2 protein-coding genes are annotated in these 2,873 nt (G+C 48.3%); one reads left to right on the forward strand and one right to left on the reverse strand.

The genetic code is table 11. The features are described 5' to 3' along the window. On the reverse strand, positions 1–228 hold a 228-nt coding region (locus J0895_RS05525; protein ID WP_207087121.1), incomplete at its 3' end, for a DUF4347 domain-containing protein. 993 nt (positions 229–1,221) lie between these two features. Between J0895_RS05525 and groL the strand changes: the two genes are divergently transcribed. Then, positions 1,222–2,873: chaperonin GroEL (groL, locus tag J0895_RS05530; RefSeq protein WP_207087122.1), on the forward strand; the 1,652-nt coding region annotated here is incomplete at its 3' end.

The raw sequence follows: 2,873 nt of genomic DNA on the forward strand, positions 1-2,873 counted from the left end.
ATGGATTGAGTCTACGGTTTGTCCTTGAACAATTAAGCTTTGTAAAACCTCGGTAATCTGCTGGATGCCATCGGTCAAATCATCTAAGGCGATCGCCTTGACGTTCTCCCCAACTCCCTGGAGCAAACTGTGATAATTTTCTACCTGGGAATCGATGAAAACTAAAGTTTTTGATAAAGGCATTGTGCCCTTGTCTTGGATTTTCATCAAATCAAAATTAATCGTCATCTGGACTACTCCAAAACTTATTGTTTGGGTAGATACCAGCCCTGATGGAGAAAAGCGATTCTTTAAAAAAATCACCCGATCATTTTTTGAGCGCTTTTCTCTTTAATATTTCTTCACCCGCATTGAGATAAAACCGGATTCTCTGCGGAAAGCTTATGGGAAGGCATCCCGACTTTTAAGGTTTGTCTATTTTGATTGATGTTTCTCCAATACCAAATAAAAATAAAACGGCAGCATAATTTCACTAATATCACGGGTCGGATATTAGGCCCTAAAAGCCTTGAGTTTAATTCAAGCAAAGAATGAGAATTAATTTTCTCTCTTCTCAGTCAAAATTGGTAAAAAAATAAATATGATATTTAAATTTATAAAAATTATCCGGAGATTGGATAACCCAGAGAAACCTCAAAACTTGAGAATTTCCAATGGGCAGTTTTCCTCCCGTTAAAAAATAACCCTGGATAGAACAAAGGAGGAGTCAAACTCCTCCTTCAACCCGAGAAAGGTTGATAGACCTAACCCGAGGTCCAGCTTTTACGCGGTATGCTTCTCTTCCACTGAGTGGAAATGCGATCGCCCGAAGGGAACGCTGCCATTCTGACTACAACCAGCTTGACTTGGGGCCTGAATTAAAAGTTCCCCTGAAGGGGGTTGAAGACTTTAAAAAACTACAGAAAAAACGGACCTAAATTTCCGTTTCCCCGGACCATACCCCATATCCCCCTATAGCAATCCTATATCAGTTGTGGAATGCCCTCACCCCCTACCCCTCTCCCAAAGCGGGAGAGGGGATCTGAAGAATTCATAAATGATTTAGGGTTGCTATATCAGCCCAGAGGACTCTCTCCCCTGGGAGCAACAACGCCCACCCTGTAACCCTTTCTCCCTGATGACCGATCGCGCCTCACCCTGCTTGTACGGTTTATACGAATTAGCACTCTGCACCATAGAGTGCTAAATTTTCTATTTGGAGCAGATTGAGAAACCGACACTATGGCAAAAATTATTTCCTTTAACGAAGAATCCCGTCGGGCGCTAGAACGCGGGGTCAACGCCCTCGCCGATGCAGTCCGAATCACAATGGGACCCAAAGGACGCAACGTGGTCCTAGAAAAGAAATATGGCGCACCCGATATCGTAAATGATGGGATCACCATTGCTAAAGAAATCGAATTAGAAGACCCCCTGGAAAACACTGGGGCCAAACTCGTGCGGGAAGTCGCCGCCAAAACCAAAGACGTTGCCGGTGATGGGACCACCACCGCCACTGTCTTAGCCCAAGCGATGATTCGGGAAGGATTGAAAGTCGTTACTGCCGGTGCAAACCCGGTTTCAGTCCGGCGCGGGATTGAAAAAACCGTCGCTTATTTGCTCGAAGAAATTCAAGCTTTGGCTAAACCCGTCGAAGGCGAGGCGATCGCCCAAGTTGCCACGGTATCCGCTGGCAATGACGAAGAAATCGGTCAGATGATCGCATTGGCGATGGATAAAGTCACCAAAGATGGCGTGATCACCGTCGAAGAATCCAAATCCCTCACCACCGAACTCGAAGTCGTCGAAGGGATGCAGATCGATCGCGGCTATATCTCCCCCTACTTCGTCACAGACAACGAACGGATGATCGTCGAGTTTGAAAACCCGGCAATCCTGATTACCGACAAAAAAATCAGTTCCATCCAAGATCTCGTCCCCATCCTGGAAAAAGTAGCCCGCGCCAGCAAACCCCTCTTAATCATCTCTGAAGATGTCGATGGCGAAGCCTTGGCAACCCTGGTGGTGAATAAAGCACGGGGTGTCTTGAACGTCGCCGCTATCAAATCCCCTGGATTTGGCGAACGCCGTAAAGCGATGTTGCAAGATATCGCCGTCCTCACCAATGGTCAGATGATTTCCGAGGAAATTGGTCTGAGTCTGGATACCGCCACCCTGGATATGCTGGGAACTGCCCGCAAGGTGACCATCACCAAGGAAAGCACCACCATTGTGGCCGATGCCGATGACAAAAACAAAGAAGCGATTCAAATCCGCATCGGTCAAATTCGCAAAGAATTAGACAGAACCGATTCGGACTACGACAAAGAAAAACTCCAAGAACGGATCGCCAAACTCGCCGGGGGTGTCGCGGTGATTAAAGTGGGCGCTCCTACGGAAACTGAACTGAAAGAACGCAAACTGCGGATCGAAGACTCCCTGAATGCGACTAAAGCAGCAGTGGATGAAGGCATCGTCCCCGGTGGCGGGACCACCCTGATTCATTTGGTGCGCAAAATTGAGGGCCTCAAAGCCAGTCTCAATGATGAAGAAATCCTCGGGGCTGATATCGTCGCCAAAGCCTTAGAAGCACCTGTGCGTCAAATTGCAGATAACGCCGGTGTTGAAGGAAGCGTTGTTGTTGAAAAGGTGCGGGAAAGTGCCTTTAATGTGGGCTACAACGCGCTGACGGGTGAGTATGTGGATATGATTGCCGCAGGCATTATCGACCCGGCTAAAGTGGTGCGATCGGCTTTGCAGAATGCCGCTTCGATCGCCAGCATGGTCCTGACTACGGAAGCCCTGGTTGTTGAGAAACCTGAACCGGGTGGTGCTATGCCTGACATGGGCGGCATGGGCGGAATGGGCGGCATGGGCGGCATGGGCGGCATGGG

It is taken from the genome of Phormidium pseudopriestleyi FRX01 (assembly GCF_017313335.1).
Classification (GTDB): Bacteria; Cyanobacteriota; Cyanobacteriia; order Cyanobacteriales; family Laspinemataceae; genus Laspinema; species Laspinema pseudopriestleyi.